We start from the raw sequence: 26488 nt of genomic DNA, 5'->3' as shown, positions 1-26488 counted from the left end.
ACCTCTCGATCGGTGCCGACGAGCGTAGACCGCGCCTACGACAGGCGCGTGGCCCGCGGACGCGGAGCCTGGCGGTTCCCGTACGGCTATCCTCGCCCCTACGCGCCCCGTGCCCCGGACCCCTCCCACACGGACCGATCGGAGCCCCCGTTGTCCCCCCACCGACTCGCACCGCTCGCCGGCCTCCTGCTCTTCCTGGCGGCCTGCGGCAACGACCCCGCTTCTCCGCCGCCGGATGGGACCGGCGAGGGCGACCCGGAGGAGGTCCGGGAGTACGATGCGGGGTCCGTGCCCGAGGGCTCCGGCAGTGACACGGCCGACGACGTCAACGGCGACGGGTTCGCCGACCTGCTCTTCCTCACGGACTACGACGCCGAGAACCCGGACGCCGACGGCCTGGCCGCCCGGGACGAGCTCCGGCGCCTCATGATCGTCTACGGATCCGAGGACGGCCCGGACCCGGCCACGCGCACGGTCCTTCCCCCGAAGGCAGTGCTCGCCGTGTCCGCCTCCGGCCGCGGCGGTCCCCAGCGTCCTGGCACCGCCGATCTGGACGGGGACGGCTTCACCGACATCCCCGTCCGCGCCGACCTCGGCGGCGATCCGCGCGGCGGCCACGCGGTGGTCTGGGGCGGCCCGACCGGGCCCGACCCGGACGCCGCCCCCACCCCCCTGGCCCCGCCCTTGGACGAGGACTGGCTGGACTCCCTCCTCCCGGCCGTCGCGGGCGACGTCGACGGGGACGGCGCCGCCGACCTCGTAGTGGTCCAGGAATCCGTGACGGAGGCAGGCGGGTCGCTGCTGCGGGTCCTGTACGGTCCCTTCGACCGCGACGGCGTCCCGGCGCGCACCGGCCGGCGTCCGCTCGACGGGTGGGTCGGCGCCCTCATCTCGGAACCCCTCGCCATCGACGGCGGACCGACCCGGTTGCTCATCCGCTGGGGCGACGACGGGGAACAGCCCCGCAACAGCCTGCTCCGGACCGGCGCGGAAGATCCGGCGGCCTGGGAGGAGTCGGACCTGCGCGCGGGCGCCCTGGCGGCGTTCGCCGACCTGGACGGCGGCGGCGGAACCGACCTGGCGCTGGCCGACAACGGTTCCCGCAACAACGAACCCGGGTTCGGGACCGAGGCGCCCGAGGTCGACCACAGGGTGAACGTCTACCCCGGACCGTCCACCGCGGCGCCCGGCGACCCGGTCTCGGGTGACCTGCCCGTGGCGGGCGCGGAGTCCACCGGCTACTCGGCACACGGCCTGGCCGCCTGCGACCTGGACGGCGACGGGCGAGGAGAACTCGCGATCGGCATGAACGGGCTCGGCGTCGACCTGATGCACGTCGAGGACGGCCGGATCGAGGTGGACTCCGACGCGCGCCTGGTGCGTCATGGCCCCCAGGGCGGTCCGATCGGCACCGACGACGAGACCGCGCGGGCAGCCCGCCTGTTCTCCTGCGCGGACTACGACGCGGACGGCTCCGACGAGCTCGTCCTGGTCCACGGCGTCGGACCGTACGACAACTCCCCCGTGCGGTGGTGGGTCACCGACGGGGCGCAGGACGAGTCGTCCTTCGACAGCGCGGACTTCACGTCCTGACGGAGTCGCCGAGGCGCGGGGCCGAGCGGCCCTCTCCTGGGCGGGCCGCCGCGCCGTGCGCGATCGTGTCGTAGGTGTCCGTGGTGCGCTCCAGTGCGACGCCGAGCCCGTCCGCCCAGGCGTCGAGGTCGGCCTGGACGGCCGCGGCGTCGCGGTCGTCGTCGACGACGCGCTCCAGCTCCAGGAAGGCGCCCACGCCCTCCACCACGTCGACGCACACCGTGATCTCCCCGGCCGTGCCCGTGCGCCGGTGCTTGACGATGCGCACGTGCGGCACGAAGCCCATGGCCACGACGGCTCGGTGCATCTCCTCGCGGTCGGCCACGACGGTCTCGTGTTCGCGGTACTCCATGGCGTTGGCCAACGGCGTCTTCGTCGTGAACACGTGCACGCCGCCGTCCACGCTCCGCAGCCGGGCGAAGGTGTGCCCCGGCTTGCCCATGGCCGGTTCCCAGCCCGCGGGCGCGTAGGCCAGGTCGTCCTGGAAGGCCGGGCCACCGAGGTCCACTCCGGCCGCTTCGAGGGCGCCGAGGAGCGCGCCGAGGCTCCCCACCCGGTACTTGGTCTCGATCTCCCGCATCAGGCGCCCCTCGTGTCTCGGCTGGACCGTCGTCGGGAGCTTACCGAGATCGTGTCATCACGATGGGTGATACGACAGATCGGGGCGACGCGGACCACCGCCGGTGCCCGGCCCGGGGCCGGACACCGGCGCGCGACCGGTCGCGGAGGGGGGTCGCCTATCCCCGGTCCACGGCGGCGCCGATCAGGCCCAAGGGCGGCGATCCCAGGTCGAGCAGGGCCTTGTGGAACCGGGGCAGGGAGAAGTCCGCGCCCCACTCCCGCCGCGCGCGCTCGCGCAGGGCGAGGATCTCCAGCTTGCCCCACGTGTAGCGCCCGTAGGTGGGGTCGAACGTGGCCCGGCGGGCCTCGGACAGCGCCGCGGGGCCCTGGAGGGGCGTGTCCTCGGCGAACCGCGCCGCCGCCTCCTCGACGGTCATCCCGCCGGTGTGCACCCCGATGGCGGCGGACAGCCGCGTCACGCGGATGAGCGCCTCCACCCACACGCCGATCTCGTAGTGCGTCGCGGTCCACTCCGGGTCCCCGAGCCGCTCGGCGGCGAACGCGCCGAAGCCCTCCTCCAGGCACATCTCCTCGGCGTAGTGCGCCCACCCCTCGGCGAAGGTCATCGAGTGCAGCGCCTGGCGGACCTGCCCCGGCGCCCGCCGCAGGGCCCGCCCGTGCGAGAAGTGGCCGGGCGCGACCTCGTGGACGCTGATCGCGGGCAGCGTGGTGTGGCTGAACATCTCCAGCCACTCCCCCGCCTCCTCCTCGGTCCACGAGGCGTCGGGCGGGGTGACGTAGTAGAAGGACGGGGTGTCGGCCTCCCAGGGCCCCGACCAGGCCATCATCGCCGTCGCCCACCGCTGGGAGGGCGGTGAGACGTCGATGCGGCACTCGCCGTCGCCGTAGGGCACCAGCCCGCGCTCGGCGGTGAACTCCAGGGCCAGCGCGGTCCACCGTCGGGCCGCGTCCAGGACCCCGTCGGCGTCCGGGTGCAGCCGGGTCAGGCCGCGGGCGACCTCCATCGGTTCGCTCCCCGGTTCCAGCCGGGCGGTGGCCTCGGCCAGACGGGTGCGCAGGCGGTCGCGTTCGGCGTCGGCGCGGGCCGCCAGGTCCGCGAGGTCCACGTCCATGGCCTCACCGGTGCCCATGAGCGCGCTGAGGTCGGCCGCGCCCAGCGCCGCGCTCTCCGGGCCCTGCTCGGCGGCGCGTTCGACGTGGGCGAGCAGTCGCGCGTGGGCCGCCAGCGCGGCGGTGCGCACGTCCTCGGGCAGGTCCGCGGGAAGCCCGTCGGCGGCGCCCGCGATCGCTCCGGTCAGGGAGCGCGCCACCGGTGCCGGAACGCGGTCGAGGGCGGCGATCGCGTTCTCGACCAGCTCCGGCCACCGGGACAGGTGGGCGAGGCGGGCCCGGTCGCGGGCCTCCTTGGGGGCGTACTCGCGGTCGTAGCCCGACACGTCGAGTTCGCCCAGGTGGTAGATCGGGTTGGACCGGTGCAGTTCGAGTTCGCCCAGTTCCAGCCGCAGCGCCCGTTCGAACGCGGCCAGGTGGGCCTCGTCGTGGGCGTCCTCCAGTACCTGCCCGCCCAGCCGCGACAGCGCGGATCGCACGCCGTCCGGGGACAGGTCGGCCACCTCCCCGTCGTACTCGTGCAGGCCGGCGCCCTCGCGGGTCGCGCCGGGGGTGAGGTCGGTGATGGCGCGCAGCCGGGGGTGGAGTGCGTCTCTCTGTGATGGCATGCCGTGACTCTAACCAGGCCCTGCGGATGTCCGCACCCCGCTTTCCGGTCGCGTGGGTGCCCCGAATCCGGAACTCACTGGCCGCCCCGGGCGTCTTCCCGTGTGTGACGACCTCCGACCCGGCCACCCCCGGGACCGACCCCGACGACGCTCACCGCGCGGCCGACCGGCCCGGAACGGACCGGTCCAAGGCCGACCGACGCCCCCGCAGGCGTGTGCGACTGGTCGCCGCCGTGGCCGCGGCCGCCGTCGTGCTGGCCTTCCTGCCGTTCGTGTGGACGGTCGCGTCCACCGCCGGGCACCGCCACACGGCCGACACCGTGCCCGACCGGCCGGTCGCCCTCGTGCTGGGCGCCGGTGTACGCCAGGACGGACAGCCGACCCTGCTGCTGGCCCGGCGCCTGGACACCGCGGCCGATCTCTACTTCGACGATCGGGTGTCGGTCATCCTCGTCACCGGGGACAACAGCGTCGAGCACTACAACGAGACCGACACCATGGCCGACTACCTGGTGGCGGCGGGCGTGCCGGCCGACCGGATCGTGGGCGACTACGCGGGCTTCTCCACGTGGGAGTCGTGCGTGCGCGCCCGCGAGGTGTTCGGTGTGGAGGCGGCCACGGTCGTCACCCAGGACTTCCACCTTCCGCGCGCGGTACGGCTGTGCCGGTCGGCGGGGATCGACGCGGTGGGCGTGGCCGACTCCAGCCTGCGCGAGCGCACGTTCGCCACCGTCTACGGGTGGCTGCGGGAGGTGCCCGCCGCCGTCGCCGCCGCGGGCACCGTGCTGCTGCGGCCCGACCCGACGTTCCTGGGCGACGACGAGACCGGCGTCCAGGACGCCCTCGCGGACGACACCGCCGACACCGGCGGGAGGCAGGACTAGTGTTCTGATTGGTTATTTCGTTTATGGTTGCAGGATGAGTGCTCCTGGACCGAAGCTGCCCCCGCTGGAGCTGAGCGACCAAGAACGCGCCGAGCTCCAGCGGTGGGTCAGACGACGCAAGACCGCACAGGACCTGGCCCTGCGGGCCCGGATCGTGCTCGCCTGCGCCGAAGGCCTGTCCAACGCCCAGGTCCGCCGCGCGGTAGGAGTATCGGCGCCCACGGTGACCAAGTGGCGCCAGCGCTTCATCGCGCACCGCTTGGACGGCCTGACCGACGAACCCCGGCCCGGACGGCCGCGCACGATCACCGACGCCCAGGTCGAGGCGGTGGTGGCCGCCACCCTGGAGAGCACACCCGCCCCTGACACCCACTGGTCCACGCGCTCCATGGCCCAGCACACCGGCATGACCCAGAACGCGGTGTGGCGCATCTGGAACGCCTTCGGCCTGCAGCCCCACCGGCGGGAACAGTTCAAGATCTCCACCGACCCGTTCTTCATCGACAAGGTCCGCGACGTCGTCGGCCTCTACCTCGACCCGCCCGAACGGGCGGTGGCGCTGTGCGTGGACGAGAAGTCCCAGATCCAGGCGCTCAACCGCACCCAGCCGGTGCTGCCGATGATGCCCGGCACCCCCGAGCGGGCCACCCATGACTACGTGCGTGCCGGGGTGACCAGCCTGTTCGCCGCGCTGGACACCGCCACAGGGCAGGTGATCACTTCGATCCACCGCCGCCACCGCGCCATCGAGTTCAAGAAGTTCCTGGCCAAGATCGACCGCGAGGTCCCCGCGGACCTGCAGGTGCACCTGGTCCTGGACAACTACGCCACGCACAAGACCCCCGAGATCCAAAGGTGGCTACTGCGCCACCCCCGGTTCCACCTGCACTTCATCCCGACCAGTTCCTCCTGGTTGAACCTGGTCGAGCGGTGGTTCGCCGAGATCACCAACCGGCTGATCCGCCGCGGCACCCACCGCAGCGTCCAGGCCCTGGAGAAGGACATCCGCACCTGGGCCGCGTCCTGGAACGAGAATCCCCGACCCTATGTGTGGACCAAGACCGCAGAGGAGATCCTCGACAGCATCGCCTCATACTGCCAACGCATCAGCAAGTGAACTAACCAATCAGAACACTAGGGCGTGTGTGGCGGATGGCGGGCGCGCCGTGGCCGCGCGCCCGCCACCGGCGGACTCAGCGGCGCCCGCCACCGCCGCCGAACAGGCGCCCGAGCAGCCCGCCGATCTCGGGTGCGGCCGGGGCCTGCGCCTGCGCGGGGGCGTCCTCGGCCTCCTCCGCGTCGGGGTCCACGCCGACCAGGGCGCAGAACTCCTCGCGCTCACCCGGCAGCGCCCAGGCGCGCAGGGTGTCGGTGAACTCCTCGTCCGACCACGCCGGTTCCGGCAGTTCGGCGATCGCCCACAGGACCTTGAGCGTGTCCTCGTCGTACTCGGCGTTGGCGTGCTCCTCCTCGGAGTACCCCTTGGAACGCGGGCCGAGCACCATCTCCAGACCGACGCCGGTCACGAGCGCGCGCGAGTCGTCCTCGCCCTGGAGCAAACCGGGCAGGATGTCCAGGCGCAGCCGCCGGGCCCGGTCCCCGGCGCGGCCGAGCGCCAGGAAGCCCAGCACCCGCGGCGACCGGACGCCGCAGTGGGGCCAGGACTCGTTGAACAGGCCCTCGTAGCCCATGGAGGTGCCGCCGCCGCGCCCGATACGCCGGAGCCCCTCGCGCGGGGTGTTCTCACCGTGGATCAGCACCACGGCGACCGACGCGGCGAAGGAGTTGTACAGGTTGCCGCCGGCCATCTGGTGGGTGAGGGCGACGGTCGTGTCGACGTCGTGGGGGCTGGCGGTCAGGCCCAGGGCGAAGATCTCGGCGGGCAGCGGATCGCCGCCGTCGTCCAGCGCCCCGGCCATGGCGTCGCGCAGGGAGGTCGGCGCCTGCGGCGCCGGACGCAGGTCCTTGGCCAGCAGGAACTGGGACGCGCCGGTGATCTCGGCGCTGACACGCGCGGCCTCGGGGGCCAGGAAGGCCAGCAGGTAGCTCACCCACTCGCCCGCGCGGTCCAGGCCGCGCCGGTTCACCGCGCCCTTGAGCAGCCCGACCAGGTCGGGCACGCGTGCGCACACGGCCTCGAAGGTCTCCAGCTCGGCCCGCAGCACCGCGGTGCCCGCGGGACCCTCGATGGCCGTGAGACGGTTGCGCATGCGCAGGTAGTGCTGTTCGTCGGGCGCCTCCTCGGCCCAGGCCCGGTACTGCTCGCGGACCTTCTCGATGTCGTTGGAGGTCGCCCAGGCCACCTCGTCGCGCCACTGGTCGAGGTCGCGCGGCTGCGGGAAGCGGTCCTCGGCGTGCGCGGTCACCAGTTCGAGCAGGAGGCTGAGGGGCCGCCAGCGGTCCGTGGGCGGCGTCTCCTCGTCGCAGGCGATGTCGACGAGGAAGTCCACGGCCGCGGGCGCGGCCAGGTGGCCGGGCGCGGGGAACTCGATGAGGTCGTGGAGTTCGGAGAGCGCGGCGTCGCTGCCGGCGAGCTGCCCGAGCAGCTCGGGGACGCGCTCACCGCCCTCGGGGGCCAGCGCCGTCCAGTTCACTGCGGCGGCGCCGCCGTCGGCACCGTCGTTGGAGTCGTTGTCCGTGGTCGCGTTCATGGGGCGATTATCCCGCCAACGGCCGTTCGGGCGCACCCGCGCGACCGCCGGAGCCGACATCGGCCGTGTCACCGGGCCCGCGGGAACCGGTGCCGGGGCGGGCTCAGCGCTCGGTGCTGGCGGGCGCTGGACGCGCGACGACGTCGCGCAGCGCCTTGAGGGCGGCGCCGAGCTCGCGCGCGTAGCCGATGAGGGTGGAGCGGCGGCGCGCGCCCAGGCTGGCGTCCCCCACCCCGACGGCGTCGATCCCGGCGGCACGGGCGAGGGCGACCGTGCGCGGCAGGTGGAAGGACTGGGTGACCATGACGGCCGCGCGCACCCCGAACAGGTCGCGCACGCGCACGCAGGTGTCCCAGGTGCGGTAGCCGTGGCGGTCGGCGTCGATCCGGTCGGCGGGCACCCCGCGCTCGACGAGATAGGCGGTCATGACGTCGGTCTCCCGCCGTGAGACCTCGCGGTTGTCGCCGGAGACGATGACGCGGCCGACCCGGCCGTCCCCGTACAGGCGCACGGCCAGGTCCAGGCGGCGGGCCAGCAGCGGCGAGGGGCCCTCCGGCCAGGCCGCGGCGCCCAGGACGACGGCCACCGGCCGGGCGGGAACGGTCTCCACACGGCGGCGGCGTCCGGCGCTGGCCAGGTAGGGCCAGGTGAAGGGGGCCAGTGCCAGTACACAGCCGCCGACGCCCGCCGCGACGATCCAGATGCCCACACCCGCCGTCCTCTCCGTACGCCCCGTACTCGGCCGCACGGGGTCACGCGGGACACCATCATGGCCTACCGCGGGAGCGGCCGGATCCGCCCTCGGCGGGCACGGGGGCGGACGCGCGGGCGACCGCGGGGCGGGCACGGGCACGGCGGCACAGGCGGGCGGGCCCGTCGGTCAGACGTCGAACATGTCCCAGAAGGCCCCGCGACGGTAGCGGATCTTGAAGCCGCCGCCCTGGCAGGTGCCGGTGACGACGAAGTGCGGTGCGCCGGGAGTGCGGATGGTGTCGACGTCGACCTTCAGGCTGCCGAACCAGGAGCTGTCGACGTCGACCTCGGCGGTGGCGTTCTCGGGAAGGAGCAGGTCCGCCTCACCCCAGGAGGCGTCGACGAAGACCTCCACGACCGGCGCGGTGAGGGCCGCCTCGCGGAAGTCGAGCTTGGTCGACCCGTACTTGTTGGTGACCTCCACCCGGGGCGGCACCTGCCAGCGGCCGTTGCGCTTGATCGTGCCGCCCATGGCGTCGAGCACGAGGACGCCGCCGCCCGCGGGCCGTGGCGCCGCGATCGGGTCCGGTCGGACCACCGACGCCCGGGGGCCGGAGGCGGTGCCGGCGACGGACCAGCCCGGCAGGTCGGCGGTGAGGGGTTCGAGGTCGGCGTAGGTCTTGGCCGCGTAGGTGCCGTCCAGGCGCTCGTCGAGCTCATCGAGGGTGATCCGACCCTCCGCGGCCGCCTCACGGAGGATCTCGGCGACCTGGTCCCGTTCCGCGTCGGAAACGCGCATGCGGTTCATGTCATTGGGGGCCACTGTGCTCGTCCCGGTCCTTTCCGCTCTTGTCACACCCACGGTAGAGCATGGGGTCGAGACGGTCGCGGCGAGACCGAAGCCGGAACGCCCGGCCCCACCGACGTTTCGGGGGGCGGGGGCGCTTTGGGCAGGTCCGGGACTGGGTACCGCTCCTCTGGAGTGGTTGAGGACTCTGCCGGGGCAGGACGGACCCCGGCAGAGTCCTGAACCACTGTGGTGCCGTGTTCCCTCCCGCCCACGATCTCGCGTCGGGGCGCCCCTGCACAGGCCGTGTCCGCAACCGGCCAGGGCACCCGCTCCTCCCCCGCCGCGGCCCGACCCGCACCCCGCACCCCGGGACGGGTTTCGGTCGTTCCGGTCCCCTGCGAACGATGCGCCACAGGTGTCCCATGGATCCCGCTCGGAACTGGCCTTCCCGCGCGCGGGGCCGGATTTCGGGCAGTCACCTAATGCGCTTTCGGACATCGGCGTCGGCCACAGAACCGCAGGTCACGGAGACCCCCGCACCCGCCCCGAAGAATCTTCGCGAGAGGACTCGAACGCACTTCCGGAATCACCATCCTGACCTGCACAGACGCAACATTCGACCCGAGCCTGATTTCTGGCGTTCATCGCCTGTGTGACGGCGTTTGCCGGAATTACCCAGCGAGCATCTTCACCGTGCACGCGAAACCAAGCCTGGCCAGCAGCTACGCGCGCGCGACCATCCGCTCCGACCGCACAGCACCGCAGACACCACCAGGTCGAAGACCGGAGGAAACCACGACGTGTCCGCCCTCGCGATCACCCCGACCTTTCTCGACGACTTCTCCCGCCTCACGCCCGAGGTCCAGCTCAACACCCTCGCGGCGATGCGCGCCTACCAGACCGGCGACCTCGCCGACCTGGAATCCGTCGCCGACGCCGCGGATCCGCGCGTCCGCGTCGTCGCCATCGACCCCGACTGGTCCGGCGTCGTCGTCCCCGCCCCCCGCGCACCCGAGGACCGGCCCGAGCCGTCCGACGGGACCCAGTACCGCCTGATCACCGTACGGCCGCGCGACGAGGCGCTCCGCTACGCCCGCGGCCTGCGCGCGGACGCTCCCGTCGACACCGGCACCGCCGCCCGCGTCGACCCGCCCACGCCCACCGGCCCGCCCGAGCTCGCGGGTGCCCTCGACGCGCCCTTCGACCAGTGGCAGCTCACCCTGCACCCGGACCAGCACCGGATCACCGGGGCGCACTACAAGGGGGCCACGCAGATCACCGGAGGACCCGGTACCGGCAAGACCGTGATCGCTCTGCACCGCGCCGCGCACCTGGCCGAACTCGACGCCGCCGCGCACCCGGCGGACACCCGCGAGTCCGTTCTGCTCACCACCTACAACCGGGCACTCGCCCAGTCCCTGGCCGACCGGCTCGACCGGCTCCTCCCCGATCCCGCCGTCCGCTCCCGGGTCCGCGTGGTGACCATCGACAGCCTCGCCCGGTCGGTCGTCCAGGCCCACAGCAGCGTGGCGCCCCGCATGATCGGCAAGGACGAGCTGGCCCGCCGCTGGCGCGCGGTCGCCGTCGCCGACGGCCTGCCCTTCTCCGGGCGCTTCCTGGTGGACGAGTGGGAGCAGGTCATCCTCGCCCAGGGCCTGGACCTGATGCCCGCCTACATCCGCTGCGAGCGCAGCGGGCGGGTACAGCACCTGGCGCCCGAGCACCGCCGCCAGGTGTGGGAGACCGTGCGGCGCTACGTCGGAGCGATGCGGGTGGAGGGGCTGTGGGCCTACCCGCAACTGGCGGCCGAGGCCGCACGGCTGCTGGCGGCCGACGGCCCGCTGTTCCGGCACGCGGTGGTCGACGAGGCGCAGGACCTGCACCCGGCCCAGTGGCGGATGCTGCGGGCGGCCGTCCCCGAGGGCGAGGACGACCTGTTCATCGTCGGCGACCCGCACCAGCGCGTGTCCGACAACCGGGTCTCACTGGCCTCGCTCGGCATCAACGTGCGCGGGCGCGGGCACCGGCTGCGGGTCAGCTACCGGGTCACCCAGGAGATCCTGGACTGGAGCATGCCGATCCTGGGCCGCCGCTCGGCCCTGGGCATGGACGACAACGCCGACACCCTGGCCGGCTACCGCTCACTGCTGCGCGGGCCCGCGCCGGTGGTGCGCGGCTGCGCCGACCGCGCCGAGGAACTGACCGCTCTGGGCGACTGGGTCCGGGTGTGGCTGGAGGCGGGCGTACGTCCGGCCGACATCGCGGTGGCCGGACGCAACCACTGGATCGTGCGCGGGATCGCCAAGGAACTGGAGGCGCGCGGCGTGGCCACCACGCCGCTGGAGGGCGCCGGCCGGGCCGAGGCGGTACGCGTGGGGACCCTGCACCGGCTCAAGGGCCAGGAGTTCCGCTGCGTGGCCCTGGTCGGGGTCAGCGACCACCTGCTGCCGCCCAAGGCGGCCATCGAGGCGGCCGACGGCGACCAGGTCGCGCTGGAGCACGCGGTCCAGCAGGAGCGCACCCTGCTGTTCGTGGCGTGCACCCGGGCCCGCGACGCGCTGTACGTCTCGCACGTGGGGCGGCCCAGCCGCCTGATCACCGAACAGTGGTGACCGGCCGTCGGTGAGGTGGCGCCGCCCGCGGGCGGCGCCACCGCGTGTTCTCGGGGCCTCGGCCCGTCCGGGGCGCGGCCGGTTCGGGGCGCGGCCGGTTCGGGGCGCGGCCGGTTCGGGTCAGGTGCCCGCGTGCTGGGAGTTGAGGCCCGGGATGATCATGGTGTCGGTGGAGGCCAGAGGGCTGTCGACGTCCACGTCGGTGACGATCATGTACGGCAGCAGCAGCGGCGGCGGGAAGTCGGGGGTGAACGTCAGCGGAATGCCCAGGATGCGCACGTGCATGCGCGTGATGTGCATCTGGACGTCGCCGTTCATCTCCATCGTGGGCAGGCCCAGCGACATCCGGACGCCGGCGTCCTCGAACCACAGTTCGGCGTCGGTGAAGTCGGCCCGGCTCATGGTCAGCCTGAGGTAGCGCCGCGGACCGTCGGCGGTCGGGCACTCCACCACCCCGTCGTAGCTGGCGCCGCTCATGACGAGCCTCTCCGAGGTCAGACCGGACGTTCGGACCGAACCGCGGGAACAGTCGTAGGCCGCTTCGACCGGCACCTCCGGCAGCTCGCCCTCGTCGTCCGCGGCCTGGCAGGCGCGGACGGCGTCCAGGAGCTCCTCCTCGGTGTCGGCGAGCGCGCTCTGGCCGGTGAGCAGCGCGCAGTCGGCCGCCTCGGCCTCCGGCTCGCCGGTCTCCTCGACCCCGTCGTCCTCGGCTCCTTCCTCTCCTTCCTCGGCGTCCGGTTCCCCGCCGTCGGGCGCCTCCTCGTCCCCGGGCGAGGCGGACGGCTCGGGCGTCGGTCCCCCGGAAGGTGCTTCGGTGGGCTCCTCGGCGGGCTCCTCGTCACCGCCCGGGGGTGTGAACCAGTCCCACGGCCAGCCGATGGTCGTCGCGGGTGCCGCGGCCAGGAGCAGCGCCAGGGCCAGCGGGGCGGCCACGGCCGCCACGGAGTCCGGGCCCGGGCGGCGGACCGCCTCGTCCTCGTCGGCGGGCGGGTCGGCCCGCCTCCGTCCCCGGCGGCGGGAGCGGGCCGCCGACCGGGGACCCCACGCGAACACGAAAGCCCCCCCGATGATGCCGAGCAGCATCCCGATGACGAACCCACCGAAGTTGGAGGTCACGAAGGACACCAGTGCCAGCAGCAGGCCGACCAGCCCGAAGAAGCTGTTCTGCGCGGGCTGGAACCAGCTCAGCACGCCGATCGCGATCAGCAGCAGGCCGATGAGGCCGCCGGAGATCCCGGCGATGCCGGAGTAGATGATCAGGTCGATCGGCAGGACCAGGGTCTGCGCGGCCGGCGCCACCAGGATCTCGACGCCGGCCGCCAGCAGGAGGAATCCGCCCAGGAACGGTCGCCGGCTCCGCCACGTGCGGAACCGGCCCCACCAGGCGCGGATCAGGGTGAGTGCGTGGGCCATGGGATCAGAAGCACTCGTGGTTGCCGGGTTTGACCACCAGGCTCAGCCCGGACAGGCGCAGCGAGCCGGACGTGACCGCCCACGTGGTCATCTCCATGTCGGTCACGGTGATGCTGTCCGACTGCAGGCCGAAGCCGCCCGCGGGGCCCTGGCCGCCTTCGGCCTTGTCCAGGGTGCTGGCGTCGCGGCCGATCTCGATCGCGCTGAACTCGGCGTTGCCCTGGAGCTGTTCGATGTCGATGACGAGGTTGGTGCCCTCGACCGGGGTGCTCTCGCCGGCGTTGATGACCAGCGTGGCCTCGCCGATCGGCAGGTCCCACAGGGAGGACATGCACAGGTTGTCCAGCTCGGCGCTGTTGACCGTGGACAGCCCGATCGGGCGTGCGGAGCCGTCGACCGAGTTGGCGACGTCGCCGTACTGCGAGAAACCGTCGCCGACGAGCTCGTCGGCCGACATCTTGAAGTTGTCGCCGGAGACGGCGAAGGACGCGGCCAGCAGACCCTGGGTGGTCATGCCGCCCAGGACGGCCGCGGCCGCGAGTCCGGGGACCGCGACCAGGGCGAACCTGCGCCACCGCGTGCCGGCGGCGCCCGTGTTCTGCTCAGGCGCGTCCTCAGGCGGTGTGAGCGCCTCGTCGGGGGCCTTGGGCATGAGTACCTCCAGTGTTCCGCCGCTGATGGGGGTGCGGCGAGGGGGGAGTTGACTTGCGCCGATGCACGCCTCGTGTGTTACTTGTGACACACCTTACTCGGCGGTAGTGACGAACATTACAATAGTCAATGTCGCATTTCCAGATGACAGCGTGAATATTGCGGACTCGTATCCGGCGCAGTACGGGCTCCCCGCATCTGACCAGGAGAGAGACCACACCGTGGCCAACGAGCGCATCGGCACCCCCACCGCCCCGGACCCCGTTCCGGCCGAGCACGACGACGACCGGTTCGACTACGACGTGATCGTGGTCGGCTCCGGCTTCGGCGGCTCCGTCAGCGCCCTTCGCCTCACGGAGAAGGGCTACCGCGTCGGCGTCCTGGAGGCCGGCCGCCGCTTCACCCCCGACACCCTCCCCTCCACCTCCTGGGATCTCCGCAACTTCCTGTGGGCGCCTCAGCTCGGCATGTACGGCATTCAGCGCATCCACCTGCTCCGGGACGTCATGATCCTCGCGGGCGCGGGCGTCGGCGGCGGTTCCCTCAACTACGCCAACACGCTGTACCACCCGATGGACCCCTTCTTCGACGACCCCCAGTGGCGGCACATCACCGACTGGAAGTCCGAACTCGCCCCCTTCTACGACCAGGCGCGGCGCATGCTCGGCGTGCGCACCAATCCCACCGTCACCCCCTCCGACGAGCACCTGAGGTCCGTCGCCGAGGACATGGGGGTCGGCGACACGTTCCGGCTCACCCCGGTCGGCGTGTGCTTCGGGGACGGACAGGACGGCGACGGCACCAAGGCCGCTCCCGGCGAGACCGTCGGCGACCCCTACTTCGGCGGAGCCGGACCGGAGCGGAAGGCGTGCACCGAGTGCGGTGAGTGCATGACCGGCTGCCGCCACGGCGCCAAGAACACGCTGACCGAGAACTACCTGTACTTCGCCGAGCGCGACGGCGCCGAGGTCCACCCCCTGACCAGTGTCGAGCGCCTGCGCGAACTGCCCGGCGGCGGCTACGCCGTCGACACCGTCCGCACCGACGCCCCGCGCCGCCGCGAGAACGCCCGCACGTTCACCGCCCGCCAGGTCGTCGTGGCCGCGGGCACCTACAACACCCAGACGCTGCTGCACCGCATGCGCGACTCGGGTCTGCTGCCGCGGCTGTCGGAGCGGCTCGGCACGCTCACGCGCACCAACTCCGAGGCACTCGTCGGCGCGATGAGCAAGCAGGTCCCGCCGCCGGAGGACCTCACCCGGGGCGTGGCGATCACGTCCTCCATCCACCCCGACGCGAACACCCACATCGAGCCGGTCCGCTACGGCAAGGGCTCCAACGCGATGGGGCTGCTCACCGCGATGCAGGTGCCCGGCGGTGGGAAGGTCCCCCGCTGGCTGCGCTTCCTCGGCCTGGCCCTGCGCCACCCCGCGGTGTTCGCACGCAGCTTCTCCAACCGCCGCTGGTCCGAGCGCGTCATCATCGGACTGGTGATGCAGTCGCTGGACAACTCGCTGACCACGTCGGTCAGGCGCGGACTCCTCGGCGGCCGCGCGAGGCTCACCTCCCGGCAGGGCCACGGCGACCCCAACCCGACGTGGATCCCGGCGGGCCAGGAGGCGGCCACCCGGCTGGCCGAGCGCATCGACGGCCATCCCGGGGGCACCTGGGGCGACGTCTTCAACATCCCCATGACCGCGCACTTCCTGGGCGGCTGCCCGATCGGGGACAGCGCGCGGCAGGGCGTCATCGATCCCTATCACCGGCTCTACGGGTACCCGGACCTGCACGTGGTGGACGGTTCGGCGGTCACCGCGAATCTGGGGGTCAACCCGTCGCTGACGATCACCGCGCAGGCGGAGCGCGCGATGTCGATGTGGCCCAACAAGGGCGAGCCGGACACCCGCCCCGCCCAGGGCGCCGGGTACGAGCGGGTCCGGCCGGTGTTCCCGCACGCGCCCGCGGTACCGGCGGGCTCCTTCGCCGAACTGCGCCACACGACGCCGCTGCCGCTGTCGGTGGTCGAGCCCGCGGCCGACACCGGGAACCCGCCCGCCGCCCCACAGGACTCCTGAGGAGGCGTCCGGCAGCGCCGGACGCACAGGAAGGGCCCCGCCGCAGGCGTCCGTTGAGGGCGGAAGCCCCCACACCGCCGCGAAGCGACCCCCGGGGGCGATGGTGGGTGACGGGAAAAAGGGGCCCCGCCGCAGGCGTCCGTTGAGGGCGGAAGCCCCCACACCGCCGCGAAGCGACCCCCGGGGGCGATGGTGGGTGACGGGTGGGAGGGCCCGAACAGTGTTCGGGCCCTCCAGCGGGGTGCGTGTACGTGGGCCTCAGGGCGAGCCCGGTAGGCCGCCGGCTCCCCGCTGGAGGTCCTTCTCACCGCGCAGGTGCTCCATCGCCTGCGCGAAGTGCTCTCCCATGACGTCGTTGAGGTGGTCGGCCATCGCCTGGGCCAGGACGGCGTCCACCGCCTGCTGCGCGAGGGGGCGCACCCGGCGGATGAGTTCGGCGATCTCGGCCGTCTCGTCGCTCCGGACGACCGTGCCCGGAGCGTGCTCGGCGATGATGTGGTCGGCCACGAGGCGGACCATGTGCTCGGCGACGTGCCCGACCTTGTCGCGCAGGTTCTCGGCGATGTCGAGCACCGAGTCGACGCTCATGCCCAGGCGCACCAGCTCGACCCCGGCGTGCAGCAGGCGCGGGCTGGGTACCCGGAAGCGCAGGCCGTCGCGTTCGAGCACACCGAGGTCCAGGGAACGCTTTATGGTCCTGGGCGTCACCCCCTTGCCGAAGAGCTCGCGCAGGTCCCCCAGTGTGATGTAGTCGGCGATCTCGTCGGTCCAGGCGTCCCCTATCGCGGACTCGAAGCCGAGGATCTCGGAGAGGTCGCCGCCGCGCTCCCACACCTGGAACATCTCACCGATGTTGGCGAAGGTGTAGCCGCGACGCAGCAGCTGGCCGATCAGCCGAAGACGCGCCAGATGTGCCTCTGAGTAGATCCCCACGCGCCCCTGACGGCGCGGCGGCGCCAGCAGACCTCTGTCCTGGTACACCCGCACGTTGCGCACAGTCGTGTCCGCGAGCCGGGCGAGTTCGTCAATGCGGTATTCGGCCATGGACCAAGACTAGAGACCCCGCCGGACGCTACTCGTCAGTAAATTTCCGACGACAGCCCATTGCATTGTGACAATGCTCGTTGTAACGTTCCGGCAATGACTGTGGAGGAGATCACATGACGACCCCCCTGCCGCGCCACCTGCGGCGCCTGCCCGGCCAGAACGCCATCGTCACCGGCGCGTCCGGCGCCTTCGGCAGCGCCACCGTGGCCGTCCTCCGCCACCTCGGCGTGAACGTCGTCGGTATCGACCGCAAGGCCGCCCCCGGTGTCGTCGAATGCGACATCACCGACGACGCCCAGGTGCGCGCGGCGGTGGCCGAGGCGGTCGACCGGCTCGGCGGGACCCTGGACCTGCTGATCCACTACGCCGGGGTCGGCCCGGCCGTGGACGTCGGCGGCGAGCCCGACGTCCACGCGCACCAGGCCCTGGAGGTCAACCTCCTCGGCTCCTGGCGGGTCACCGCCGCCGCGATGCCCGCCCTGCTCAACAGCCGGGGCCGTATCGTCCTCACCTCGTCGCTGCTGGCCCACCTCCAACTGCCCTTCGCCGGCGCCTACACCGTGTCCAAGCGGGCCGTCGCCGCCTACGCCGACTGCCTGCGGGCCGAGTACGGCTCCCACATCGGGGTCACCACCGTTTACCCCGGCTACGTCGACACCCCCATCCACGACAGCTCCCGTGCCACGGGCGTCGCGCTGGACGGCCTCGTGCCCGCCGAACGCGAGCGCGACACCGTGATGAGCGTGGTCCGGGCGGCGGGCGCCAGGCGCGCCCCCCGTGACGTGGCCTCCACCGCCCTCGGCACGGTCGCGCTCCACCTGACCCGGCACTTCCCGGGCACCACCGAACAGATCGTGTCGCTCCAGGTCGGCCTGCTCCTCGCGGACGGGGCCTTCGGCGACGCGGAGATCGCCCAGGGACTCCACGAGCGGCACCGCGGCACCGTCCAGCGGCCCGCCGCGTCCTGAGGAGGAGAGGAACAGATGACCGTCCAGACCACGGCCAAGCCCAAGCTCACCGACCGCGAGGACATCGCCAAGCGCCTGCTGCGCGGCTCGGCGAAGGCCTCCTTCGACCCCCTCGTCGAGATCGACTGGGACGCCCCCGTCGACCCCGACATGTGGGCCATCCGCCCCGAGCGCGTGTCCCTCTACGGCACCTACCTGTGGGACCGCCTCGACGACGCCCAGCGCAAGGAGCTCTCCCGCCTGGAGGTCGCCAGCGTCGCCACCATCGGCATCTGGTTCGAGACGATCCTGATGCAGATGCTGGTCCGCCACGCCTACGACCACGACCCGACCACCAACCACGTCCAGTACGCCTACACCGAGATCGCCGACGAGTGCCGGCACACGGTCATGTTCGCCAAGATGATCGAGAAGCTCGGGTCGCACGCGCACAAGCTCGACCCGGCCGCCCACCACCTCGGGCGCCTGTTCAAGACCATCGCGCACGGTCCGCTGATCTTCGCCGGGGCCCTGTTCGTCGAGGAGGTCCTCGACCAGATCCAGCGCGAGGCCGTGCCGGACGAGCAGATCCTGCCGCTGGTGCGCTCCGTGGCCCGTATCCACGTGGTGGAGGAGGCCCGGCACATGCGCTACGCCCGCGAGGAGTTCGCCCGCGACTGGGCCGGCCGCGGCCCCATCAACCGGGCCTACAGCCGGATCATCCTCGGGCTGGTCACCTACTACTCGGCGACCCGGCTGATCAACCCGAAGGTCTACGCGCAGGTCGGCCTCGACCCCAAGGAGGCCTACCGCGTGGCCAAGGCCAACCCCCACTGGATCGACACCAAGACCTGGGCCGCCCGCAAGGTGGTCGGGACGCTGAGCACCGCCGACGCGATCACCGGCCTGGGACGGTACTTCTGGCGCAAGGCCGGACTGCTCGGCCGCTGACGCCGCCCCGGGGCGCTCCTCCCGCGCCCCGGGCACCGCACCGGCGCGCCACCACCCCGGACCGGCCTCCGCGCCGGCTCCGCACGAACTCCCCCGGAGACGAAACGCGCCACGTCTTCGGGGGGCCTCACCCCTCGGGGGCGTACGCGCCCGCCCGTCTCCCACCACCGCCCAAGGCCGCGCCGCGGCGAGGTGGGACACCCTCGACTGACGCCTACGGCGCAGTACTCCATCCCGAGGTCTCGCTCCCCGGGGGACGCAACGCGCCACGTCCCCCGGGGTCCCACTCCCCGGGGGACGGAACGCGCCACGTCCCCCGGGGTCTCACCCGCACCGGTGCCCGATCGCCGGTTCGCACGAAGGGACCTGAACTTGACCGACGCACCACCGCACTACAGAGTGGCCGTCATCGGCACCGGCTTCGCCGGTATCGGCATGGCGGTCCGGCTCCGGCAGGCGGGGCTGGCGGACTTCACCGTCCTGGAGCGGGCCCACGACCTCGGCGGCACCTGGCGGGACAACGACTACCCCGGTGCCGCGTGCGACGTCCCCTCGCACCTGTACTCGTTCTCCTTCGCGCCCAACCCCGGCTGGAGCCGCTCCTTCTCCCCGCAACCGGAGATCTGGGAGTACATGAAGCGGGTCGCCCGCGAGCACGGCGTCGACCGGCACGTGCGCTACGGCCACGACGTCACCGCCGCGCACTGGGAGCCCGACCGCAACCGGTGGCGGATCGAGACGACCGCGGGCACGGTCACCGCGCAGTTCCTCATCAGTGGCGCCGGCCCCCTGGCCGACCCCTCCTACCCCGACATCAAGGGGCTGGACACCTTCGAGGGACGGATCTTCCACTCCGCGGAATGGGACCACGGCCACGACCTCACCGGGCGCCGCGTCGCGGTCATCGGTACGGGAGCGTCGGCCATCCAGTTCGTACCGAGGATCCAGCCCGAGGTGGGCGCGCTGAAGCTCTTCCAGCGCACCGCGCCCTGGGTGATGTTCCGCCACGACCGCGACATCACGCGCGCGGAGCGCTGGCTGTACCGGAACATCCCCCTCGCCCAGCAGGTCGCCCGCAAGGGCATCTACTGGGGCCGGGAGAGCTACATCCTCGGCTTCGCGAAGCACCCGGGCCTGCTCAAGGTCGTGGAGCGGCTCGGCCGGGCCAACATCCACCGCAGCGTCAAGGACCCGGAGCTGCGCGCCAAGCTCACCCCGGACTTCCGCGCGGGCTGCAAGCGCATCCTGATGTCCAACGACTACTACCCGGCGCTGGCCCGCCCCAACGTCGACGTGGTCACCGACGGCATCGTCGAGGTCCGCCCGAACGCCGTCGTCACCCGCGACGCCGAGGGCCGCGAGACCGAGCACGGGGTCGACACGATCATCATGGGCACCGGCTTCCACGTGAGCGACCCGCCGGTGGCCCAGCGCATCCACGACGCCGACGGCGTCTCCCTCGCCGAGCACTGGGGCACGACCGCGCAGGCCTTCCGCGGCACCACCGTGGCCGGGTTCCCCAACGCGTTCATCCTGGCCGGGCCCAACACCGGTCTGGGGCACACCTCCCAGGTGTTCATGATCGAGGCCCAGATCCGGTACACGATGCAGGCCCTGAAGTACGTGTGCCGCAACCGGATGGACCGGCTGGACGCCCGGCCCGAGGCCCAGCGCGCGTACAACGAGAAGATCGCCGAGTCCATGGAGGGCACCGTGTGGGTGTCCGGCGGCTGCGACAGCTGGTACCTGAACGAGGAGGGGCGCAACACCACACTGTGGCCCACCTTCACCTGGGACTACGCGCTGCGGACCCGCTGGTTCGACCCCCACAACTACGACCTCCGCAAGAGCCGCCGCGCCGCGGGCGTCCGTTGAGGGCGGAACGCACCGAAGGCGTCGGGCGGTCCGCAGGAGTCTGAGGAGGAGCACATGAGCGGGTTCGGCGACGACGAAGAGGAGTACCGGGGACCGGTGACGGTCGTCCTGCCCGGCGACACCGGGGGTTCCGGGGACTCCGGCGGTGGCCCGCCCGGGACCGGCGGTGTCGCGGAGGGCGCGGAGGGCACGGAGAGCGCCGCCCCGGCCGCACCCGTGCCGGTCGAGGTCCAGGCGCACCTGGCGGGCCACTTCTCGCCCCTGACCGGCGACTACCGGTGGCGGGGACGGCTGTCGCCGTCCGAGGCGGTCACCGCCGCCTTCGAGGACGGCGTGCGCACCGTCCTGGTCCGCACCCCCGACGGCTTCGAGGGCAACGGTGTCCTGGACGACCCCAACCTCTGGGGCGGACACCCCGTCCGGGGTGCCGGCACCCCGCCCTTCGCCGTCCCCCGGATCGAGATCGACGACTGACCGCGGCCGCGGTTGCGACCGCCGCCCCGCCCCCGGCCGCCCGCCGCTCCGCGCCGCCCCGATCGCGCCCGGCGCCGGACGCCACCACCCCCCGCCCCCAACCCCCGAGTGAGAGGTCTTCTGCGATGGCAACCCGACACCTGGGCCGGGCCCGCGAGCTCCAGGTCCCGTCCGCCGACGGCACACTGCTGCACGTCGAGGTACGCGGCCCCGAGGACGGCCCGACCGTCCTGCTGTCCCACTGCTGGGCGACGTCACTGGCCGCGTGGGGACCGGTCGTACGCGCGCTCGACCCCGCGCTGCGCGTGGTGATGTACGACCAGCGCGGGCACGGACGCAGCCAGGCACCCCTGACCCGGGCCGGGTACGGCACGGAGAAGCTGGCGGACGATCTGTGCGCGGTCCTGGAGGCCACCGTGCCCGAAGGCGGCAAGGCGGTCGTGGCCGGGCACAGCATGGGTGGGATGTCGGTCATGGCGTCCGGGCCCCGTGCGGCGTTCGCCGAGCGCGCGGCCGCCGTCCTGCTCACCAACACCGGTTGCACGGAGCTGGTGAAGCGGTCGACCGCCATCCCGCTGCCCGGCCCGCTGGGCACCCTGGGGTCGAGGCTGTTCCTGACCGCGGCCCTGCCCCTGGGCCCGGCCAACCCGGTCACGGCCCAGCTGCTGAGATTCATCGTGCTGGGCGGCGCGGCCGACCCGCAGACGGTGCGGCTGTGCGCCAGGCTCGTCCACGACTGCCCGACCGTACCCCGTGCCCGGTGGGGCAGCGTCCTCTCCGCTCTGGAGCTGGACGACGCGGCCCGGCGGATCACGGCCCCGACCGTGGTCGTGGCGGGTGCGCAGGACAAGTTCACCCCGCCGTGGCACGCCCACCACATGGCCGAAACCATCCCGAACGCCGAGCCGGCGATCGAGGTCCCCGGGGTCGCCCACATGGGACCGCTGGAGTGCCCCGAGGTCCTCGCCGGGCACCTGGAGCGCCTGGCCGTCGACCACCTCAAGGCCGAGCTGGCGGGGGCCTGACCCGCCGTCGGGCGGGCAGGCCGGAGCGCGCCGGGAACCCGCCGAGCCCGGGGTCCGGCTCCCGGGCGGACCGCGGCTCAGGCGGGGTCGCGCAACAGCGTGGGAACCACGTGCTCGGAGACCTCCGAGTGCACCTGGTGCAGTCGCGTCTGCACCGCGCGGCGCAACTTGGCCAGGCACTCCACCAGCGTGATGTCGTCGCCGACCAGCCCGCCCTTGGCCACGATCGGGGTGCCGTCCAGCGGCCCGCCGCCGACGTGCCCGTGGACGGCGAGCGGCACGACCTCGCCACCGATGTCCACGGCGTGCACGTCCAGTTCGTCCAGCAGGCTGGCGACCAGGTCCCCGCCGGTGAGGAAGAGGCCGCTGGGCAGGGCGTGGGTGCCCGTGGTGTCGGCGACCTCGTTGACCACGTCGGCGACCAGGCTCGCCACCTTGCCGGGCAGCTCGGCACGGGTCTGGGCGGGCAGCGCGCGCACGCGCTCGGACGTGGTCACCACCCGCAGTACGCAGAAGTCCGGGAAGCCCGATGACGTGAGCTGGTGGGCCAGTTCGGCGGCCACGGTCTCGGCGTGGTCGCTGTCGGGGTCGCTCAGCAGCACCGCGTCCAGGTCGACGAACCGCACGGCGCCGGTCCGGGCCACGGTGGCCAGCTGGCGCCGGGTCAGGTCGGTGGTGCTGCCCGCCACTCCCAGCAGCGGCCCGCGCGATCCGGCCTGACCGCGCAGGCGCAGGGCGTAGGCCAGCAGCGCACCGGTGGGACCGGGGTCCACGGCGAGCCAGACGGTGCCGTCCTCGTGATGGGCCGCGGCCGCGGCGTCGGCGATGTCGGTCAGGTGCTGCTCGGTGCTGGCGTCGCACACCACGACCGGCTCGTCCCCCGCCAGGAGTTCGGCGGTGAGCATGGTCTGGGTGACTTGTCGGACGGGGACGTGCCGGACAGCGAGGGCGGTCTGCTCGGCGAGGATGTCGGCGACCACGCTGGTGGACATGGGGCAGAGGGGGTCCTGTGCGAGTTCGGTGTGCTCCAGGGGCCTGCCGTGCAGGAGCTGTACGCCGTCCTCGGTGATGCGGCCGGACCCGGGGAAGGCGGGGACGAACAGGACGCGGACCCGGGTCTCGGCGGGCACCCGTTCCCGCACGGCGTCATAGGCCGCCTCCAGTTCCGCCCCGATGTTGCCGCGCAGCGTGCTGTCGGTGCGCTTGACGACCAGCCCCACCGGCCAGACGGCCTCGATGACGTCGGTGACCAGGTCGGCGGCCTGTTCGGCGGGGACGTGGCGGCTGTCGAGGTTGGCGACGACCACGTCGTAGTCGTCGGCCACTCTGCTGACGTGCTCGGGCGTCACCGTGGCCACGCGCATCCCGGTCCGGGCGAACCTGGCACCGGTGGCGTTGGCGCCGGTGAGGTCGTCTGCCACCACGAGGACCTGGGCCACGGCACGTCTCCTTCGGTCGGTCGGCGAAACGCTGGAGTAACCTCCCTCCAACATAGGCCCAAAGGAAGGCTACGAGTGTGCCCGGAGCACGGCGAACCGGCCCGCGGGGGCCGGCCGAGGGGCCGTCCGAGGGGCCGTCCGAGGGGCGGTGGCGGGCGATGGGAGGGGTGAACCCCTCAGGGCGGTACTAGAGCTTCTGCACCGTTCCGCTCTCGGCGCCGCGCATCGCCGCCTCGATGACCTCCAGCCCGTGGATCACCTCGTGGGGGTCGACGGGCAGCGGCTCGCCCTCGCCCACGGCGTCGCGTACGCCGGCGTAGAACTCGGGGTAGGCGCCGCGCGCGCTGGGCACCGGGCGGGTGTCGCCGTCGGCCCCGAGCACGCCCCAGGAGGCCTCCGGCAGCACGCCCCAGTCATCGGCGTCCGGGCGCTCGCCCGCGACCAGGCGTTCCTCCTGCCCGTCCATGCCGTGGCTGGTGAACGCGCCCTGGTCGCCCAGGACGTGGAAGCGCGGGCCGACCTGGGCGGCGAGCGCGCTCATCCACAGGTGCGAGCGGGCTCCGCGGCGGTGCGCGAGTGCCAGGAACACGTCGTCGTCGGCGTTCGCGCCGGTGCGCCGGGAGTCGATCTCGGCGTAGACGGACTCCACGGGACCGAACAGGTTGATCGCCTGGTCGATGAGGTGCGGCCCCAGGTCGTAGAGGATCCCCGCGCCGGCGCTGACCGCGCCGCTCTCCCGCCAGGTGCCCTTGGCCCGGGGACGCCAGCGCTCGAACCGCGACTCGAAGCGGTGCACCCGCCCCAGGGCGCCCTCCTCGATCAGGCCCCACAGGGTCAGGAAGTCGGCGTCCCAACGGCGGTTCTGGTACACGGTGAGCACCTGGCCGGCGCGTTCGGCGTGGTCGGTCAGGTCCCGCGCCTCGTCCGCGGTGAGCGCGAACGGCTTGTCCACGACCACCGCCAGACCGGAGTCCAGCGCGGCCCTGGCCAGAGGGGCGTGGGTGTCGTTGGGGGTGGTGATGACGGCGATCTCGTAGCGGTCGGCGTCGGCCCACAGGTCGGCCGCGGTGGCGTAGACGGTCACTCCCGGGTAGCGGGCCTCCGCCGCGGCACGGCGCTCCGGGTTGCCCGTGACGATCGCCGCCAGTCGCAGTCCGGGGACCGCGTCGATGAGCGGGGCGTGGAAGACCTCGCCGCCCTTGCCGTAGCCCACCAGGGCGACGTGCAGTTCCGGTCCGTCGGGTGCGCCCAGGTCAGGGCGGTGCGATGCGTCAGCCATGTGCCCCAACCTACGACCTGCGTCGCAGGGCCGGTTCCACGCTCCCTCGGCCGGCGCCGGCCGTGCGGACGGCCGGGCCGCGGCCTCGTGCGGCGGCAGGGTCGGCACGGCGGTGGGACGGACCGACGGCCCGCCCCACCGGGCCTACCGGCGGTGTTCTGCCGCCGATGCCTGCAAGTTTTCGTATCGTTACGCAAGATATTGCAGAAACTCTGGACATTGAGCGGAAATCAGACTTTCATCTTCACAATGGATGACGTGGGTCACACCCCACGTCCGAACTCGCGCCTGAATCTTGGCCGGGCGAGCGATGAAAGGGCCTCCATGGGAAGAACGAACGACCGGACACCCACCCGTCACGCGATGGTCGCGGCGGCGAGCGGTCTCGCCCTCCTCGCGTCGGGTTGCGGCTACCTCAGCGGGGAAGGCGGCTCCAGCGGCGGCACGGACACCGCGGACGTGGACTGCTCCCCCTACGCCGAGTGGGAGGACATCGGCGGCACCGTCGACATCTACTCCTCGATCCGCGACGAGGAGGCCGAGCGGATGGACCGCTCCTGGGCCGACTTCGCCGCGTGCACGGGCATCACCATCGAGCACGAGGGCAGCGGCGAGTTCGAGGCCCAGCTGCCCATCCGGCTCGACGGCGGCAACGCCCCCGACCTGGCGCTGATCCCCCAGCCCGGCCTCCTGCAGCGGGTGGTCGAGGACGGTCACGCCCTGCCCGTCTCCGACGGCGTGCGCGAGAACGTCGAAGCCGGATGGGGCGAGGACTGGCAGGGCTACGCCAGCGTCGACGGGGAGATGTACGGCTCCCCCTACGGCGCCAACATGAAGTCGATGGTCTGGTACTCCCCGACGTACTTCGCCGACAACGGCCACGAGGTCCCCACGACCTGGGACGAGATGGTCGAGCTCAGCGACACCATCGCCGCGGACGGCACCAAGCCCTGGTGCGTGGGCTTCGAGTCCGGTGACGCCACCGGCTGGCCCGGCACCGACTGGATCGAGAACGCGCTGCTGCGCACCTCGGGCACCGACGTGTACCACGACTGGATCTCCCACGACATCGCCTTCGACTCCCCCGAGGTCGAGGAGGCCTTCGACCTCACCGACGGGATCATCCGCAACGAGGACTACGTCAACGGCACCTTCGGCGGAACCGACAGCATCGCCGTCACCTCCTTCCAGGAGGCCGGCCTGCCCCTGCTCGACGGCGGCTGCGCCATGTACCTGATGGGCTCGTTCTACGGCGCCCAGTTCGAGGAGGACGTCGAGATCGCCGAGGACGGCGACGTCTACGGCTTCGTCCTGCCCCCGCTGGAAGAGGGCGGCGAGGTCCCGGTCATGGGCGGCGGCGAGTTCGCGGTGCCCTTCGCCGACCGGCCCGAGGTCGTCGCGGTCCACGAGTACCTGTCCACGGCCATGTACGCCGACAGCCGCGCCTCCGAGGGCGCCTGGGTCTCGGCGCACCAGGAGCTGGACCCGGCCAACCTGGCCGACCCCACCGACCAGTTCGCGGCCGAGGTGCTCAACAACCCGGACACCGTCTTCCACTTCGACGGCAGCGACGCCATGCCCTCGTCCATCGGCACCAACGTGTTCTGGGGCGGGATGGTCGACTGGGTGACGGGCAGCTCGACCGACGAGGTGCTGGAGGGCATCGAGTCGGCCTGGTAGCCCCCGCTCCCGGCGCCCCCGCCCGCACGACCGCGTGATCGGGGCGCCGGGAGGCCGGTGTTGTCCGGTGTCGGCGGGCCCGCCCGTCGACCGTCCCCACCCCGGACGC

21 protein-coding genes are annotated in these 26488 nt (G+C 72.7%); 11 read left to right on the top strand and 10 right to left on the bottom strand.

Annotated features, from left to right (window positions below):
- Positions 1–150 precede the first annotated feature (150 nt).
- A complete protein-coding gene (locus tag M1P99_RS18255) occupies positions 151–1593 on the top strand; it encodes a VCBS repeat-containing protein (RefSeq protein WP_304453810.1) in 1443 nt (480 codons plus the stop codon).
- Here M1P99_RS18255 and M1P99_RS18250 read toward each other — a convergent pair.
- A complete protein-coding gene (locus M1P99_RS18250; RefSeq protein WP_304453809.1) occupies positions 1583–2173 on the bottom strand; it encodes a class IV adenylate cyclase in 591 nt (196 codons plus the stop codon). The genes M1P99_RS18255 and M1P99_RS18250 overlap by 11 nt on opposite strands.
- A gap of 157 nt (positions 2174–2330) precedes the next feature.
- Entirely contained in the window at positions 2331–3893 is a 1563-nt protein-coding gene (locus tag M1P99_RS18245; RefSeq protein WP_304453808.1) for a DUF885 family protein, read from the bottom strand.
- Between the two features lie 104 nt (positions 3894–3997).
- Between M1P99_RS18245 and M1P99_RS18240 the strand changes: the two genes are divergently transcribed.
- Both M1P99_RS18240 and M1P99_RS18235 read left to right on the top strand, forming a co-directional pair.
- On the top strand, positions 3998–4777 hold the full coding sequence (locus M1P99_RS18240) for a vancomycin high temperature exclusion protein (protein ID WP_304453807.1): 780 nt from the start codon (positions 3998–4000) through the stop codon (positions 4775–4777).
- 34 nt (positions 4778–4811) lie between these two features.
- Positions 4812–5894: an IS630 family transposase gene (locus tag M1P99_RS18235; RefSeq protein WP_304453806.1), complete on the top strand. Its 1083-nt coding sequence runs from the start codon at positions 4812–4814 to the stop codon at positions 5892–5894.
- Between the two features lie 76 nt (positions 5895–5970).
- On the opposite strand, the gene M1P99_RS18230 is transcribed toward M1P99_RS18235, so the two are convergent.
- From M1P99_RS18230 to M1P99_RS18220, 3 genes are all read right to left on the bottom strand, one after another.
- Positions 5971–7428, bottom strand: coding sequence for a hypothetical protein (locus tag M1P99_RS18230; RefSeq protein WP_304453805.1), 1458 nt, complete (start codon positions 7426–7428; stop codon positions 5971–5973).
- 103 nt (positions 7429–7531) lie between these two features.
- Positions 7532–8137, bottom strand: a complete 606-nt coding sequence (locus tag M1P99_RS18225; protein WP_304453804.1) for a vancomycin high temperature exclusion protein — start codon at positions 8135–8137, stop codon at positions 7532–7534.
- 171 nt (positions 8138–8308) lie between these two features.
- On the bottom strand, positions 8309–8920 hold the full coding sequence (locus M1P99_RS18220) for a DUF1707 domain-containing protein (protein WP_304453803.1): 612 nt from the start codon (positions 8918–8920) through the stop codon (positions 8309–8311).
- 791 nt (positions 8921–9711) lie between these two features.
- Here M1P99_RS18220 and M1P99_RS18215 point away from each other — a divergent pair.
- Positions 9712–11523 (top strand): UvrD-helicase domain-containing protein, encoded by a 1812-nt coding sequence (locus M1P99_RS18215; RefSeq protein WP_304453802.1) that lies wholly within the window; start codon positions 9712–9714, stop codon positions 11521–11523.
- 120 nt (positions 11524–11643) lie between these two features.
- On the opposite strand, the gene M1P99_RS18210 is transcribed toward M1P99_RS18215, so the two are convergent.
- Together M1P99_RS18210 and M1P99_RS18205 are read right to left on the bottom strand one after the other, a co-directional pair.
- Positions 11644–12936, bottom strand: a complete 1293-nt coding sequence (locus M1P99_RS18210; protein ID WP_304453801.1) for a DUF6114 domain-containing protein — start codon at positions 12934–12936, stop codon at positions 11644–11646.
- Positions 12937–12940: 4 nt separating this feature from the next.
- On the bottom strand, positions 12941–13588 hold the full coding sequence (locus M1P99_RS18205; protein ID WP_304453800.1) for a DUF6230 family protein: 648 nt from the start codon (positions 13586–13588) through the stop codon (positions 12941–12943).
- Positions 13589–13823: 235 nt separating this feature from the next.
- Here M1P99_RS18205 and M1P99_RS18200 point away from each other — a divergent pair, with 235 nt between their 5' ends.
- Entirely contained in the window at positions 13824–15662 is a 1839-nt protein-coding gene (locus M1P99_RS18200) for a GMC oxidoreductase (protein WP_304455744.1), read from the top strand.
- Between the two features lie 258 nt (positions 15663–15920).
- Here M1P99_RS18200 and M1P99_RS18195 read toward each other — a convergent pair whose 3' ends face one another.
- Positions 15921–16706, bottom strand: coding sequence for a MerR family transcriptional regulator (locus tag M1P99_RS18195; RefSeq protein ID WP_304453799.1), 786 nt, complete (start codon positions 16704–16706; stop codon positions 15921–15923).
- Between the two features lie 116 nt (positions 16707–16822).
- On the opposite strand from M1P99_RS18195, the gene M1P99_RS18190 reads away from it, so the two are divergent.
- The 5 genes from M1P99_RS18190 (at position 16823) to M1P99_RS18170 (ending at position 21981) form a co-directional block, all read left to right on the top strand.
- On the top strand, positions 16823–17677 hold the full coding sequence (locus tag M1P99_RS18190; protein ID WP_304453798.1) for an SDR family oxidoreductase: 855 nt from the start codon (positions 16823–16825) through the stop codon (positions 17675–17677).
- Positions 17678–17692: 15 nt separating this feature from the next.
- On the top strand, positions 17693–18607 hold the full coding sequence (locus M1P99_RS18185; RefSeq protein WP_304453797.1) for a diiron oxygenase: 915 nt from the start codon (positions 17693–17695) through the stop codon (positions 18605–18607).
- 372 nt (positions 18608–18979) lie between these two features.
- The gene (locus M1P99_RS18180) at positions 18980–20482 is read left to right on the top strand and encodes an NAD(P)/FAD-dependent oxidoreductase (RefSeq protein ID WP_304453796.1); all 1503 of its coding nucleotides are present in this window, start codon (positions 18980–18982) and stop codon (positions 20480–20482) included.
- Between the two features lie 54 nt (positions 20483–20536).
- The gene (locus M1P99_RS18175) at positions 20537–20956 is read left to right on the top strand and encodes a DUF4873 domain-containing protein (protein ID WP_304453795.1); all 420 of its coding nucleotides are present in this window, start codon (positions 20537–20539) and stop codon (positions 20954–20956) included.
- A gap of 125 nt (positions 20957–21081) precedes the next feature.
- Positions 21082–21981: an alpha/beta fold hydrolase gene (locus M1P99_RS18170; protein ID WP_304453794.1), complete on the top strand. Its 900-nt coding sequence runs from the start codon at positions 21082–21084 to the stop codon at positions 21979–21981.
- Positions 21982–22058: 77 nt separating this feature from the next.
- Here M1P99_RS18170 and M1P99_RS18165 read toward each other — a convergent pair whose 3' ends face one another.
- Both M1P99_RS18165 and M1P99_RS18160 read right to left on the bottom strand, forming a co-directional pair.
- Complete coding sequence (locus M1P99_RS18165; protein ID WP_304453793.1) at positions 22059–23420, bottom strand: four-carbon acid sugar kinase family protein; 1362 nt, start codon at positions 23418–23420, stop codon at positions 22059–22061.
- Positions 23421–23607: 187 nt separating this feature from the next.
- The gene (locus tag M1P99_RS18160) at positions 23608–24699 is read right to left on the bottom strand and encodes a Gfo/Idh/MocA family oxidoreductase (RefSeq protein ID WP_304453792.1); all 1092 of its coding nucleotides are present in this window, start codon (positions 24697–24699) and stop codon (positions 23608–23610) included.
- A 324-nt stretch (positions 24700–25023) separates the two neighbouring features.
- Here M1P99_RS18160 and M1P99_RS18155 point away from each other — a divergent pair, with 324 nt between their 5' ends.
- On the top strand, positions 25024–26379 hold the full coding sequence (locus tag M1P99_RS18155; protein WP_304453791.1) for an ABC transporter substrate-binding protein: 1356 nt from the start codon (positions 25024–25026) through the stop codon (positions 26377–26379).
- Positions 26380–26488 lie beyond the last annotated feature (109 nt).

The sequence above is a fragment of the Nocardiopsis sp. YSL2 genome, from assembly GCF_030555055.1.
GTDB lineage: Bacteria > Actinomycetota > Actinomycetes > Streptosporangiales > Streptosporangiaceae > Nocardiopsis.
The sequence above is the reverse complement of the archived record's forward strand: the minus strand, read 5'-3'. Positions and strand labels throughout refer to the sequence as shown.

Excerpts from the sequence above, each read along its gene's own strand:
- M1P99_RS18250 (WP_304453809.1), bottom strand. The coding sequence starts at position 2,173 with ATGCGGGAGATCGAGACCAAGTACCGGGTGGGGAGCCTCGGCGCGCTC.
- M1P99_RS18245 (WP_304453808.1), bottom strand. The coding sequence starts at position 3,893 with ATGCCATCACAGAGAGACGCACTCCACCCCCGGCTGCGCGCCATCACC.
- M1P99_RS18235 (WP_304453806.1), top strand. The coding sequence starts at position 4,812 with ATGAGTGCTCCTGGACCGAAGCTGCCCCCGCTGGAGCTGAGCGACCAA.
- M1P99_RS18230 (WP_304453805.1), bottom strand. The coding sequence starts at position 7,428 with ATGAACGCGACCACGGACAACGACTCCAACGACGGTGCCGACGGCGGC.
- M1P99_RS18220 (WP_304453803.1), bottom strand. The coding sequence starts at position 8,920 with ATGCGCGTTTCCGACGCGGAACGGGACCAGGTCGCCGAGATCCTCCGT.
- M1P99_RS18210 (WP_304453801.1), bottom strand. The coding sequence starts at position 12,936 with ATGGCCCACGCACTCACCCTGATCCGCGCCTGGTGGGGCCGGTTCCGC.
- M1P99_RS18205 (WP_304453800.1), bottom strand. The coding sequence starts at position 13,588 with ATGCCCAAGGCCCCCGACGAGGCGCTCACACCGCCTGAGGACGCGCCT.
- M1P99_RS18195 (WP_304453799.1), bottom strand. The coding sequence starts at position 16,706 with ATGGCCGAATACCGCATTGACGAACTCGCCCGGCTCGCGGACACGACT.
- M1P99_RS18190 (WP_304453798.1), top strand. The coding sequence starts at position 16,823 with ATGACGACCCCCCTGCCGCGCCACCTGCGGCGCCTGCCCGGCCAGAAC.
- M1P99_RS18185 (WP_304453797.1), top strand. The coding sequence starts at position 17,693 with ATGACCGTCCAGACCACGGCCAAGCCCAAGCTCACCGACCGCGAGGAC.
- M1P99_RS18175 (WP_304453795.1), top strand. The coding sequence starts at position 20,537 with ATGAGCGGGTTCGGCGACGACGAAGAGGAGTACCGGGGACCGGTGACG.
- M1P99_RS18170 (WP_304453794.1), top strand. The coding sequence starts at position 21,082 with ATGGCAACCCGACACCTGGGCCGGGCCCGCGAGCTCCAGGTCCCGTCC.
- M1P99_RS18160 (WP_304453792.1), bottom strand. The coding sequence starts at position 24,699 with ATGGCTGACGCATCGCACCGCCCTGACCTGGGCGCACCCGACGGACCG.
- M1P99_RS18155 (WP_304453791.1), top strand. The coding sequence starts at position 25,024 with ATGGGAAGAACGAACGACCGGACACCCACCCGTCACGCGATGGTCGCG.